Here is a 241-nt window from a genome sequence, read left to right on the forward strand (position 1 = left end):
CGAGTTCGGATACAGTTGCTTCATTGCCGTTAACTTCCCAAGCTTCATAGCCAACGACAATTGCCTCCGCATCTTCGAAACGCTTGAGCTTAGTAAGGTTTCCATCGTTGGGGGTGCATCGATTATGCTTGTACGGGCGATCGTTTCGTCGAAGGATTCCTCCTTCCCATCCATTCGCAATCGCTTCTTCTTCCCGTCGATAGATTTCGTCGAGGCTACTGACTGCGTACGATGGGCATAT

Annotated in this window: 1 protein-coding gene; it reads right to left on the reverse strand. The window is 49.8% G+C overall.

Annotated features, from left to right (window positions below; all coding sequences use genetic code 11):
- On the reverse strand, positions 1-241 hold a 241-nt coding region (locus tag VJI94_RS08770), incomplete at both ends, for a hypothetical protein (protein WP_324009096.1).

Origin of the sequence: Parvimonas sp. D9 (assembly GCF_035282565.1) — a bacterium.
Classification (GTDB): Bacteria; Bacillota; Clostridia; order Tissierellales; family Peptoniphilaceae; genus Parvimonas; species Parvimonas micra.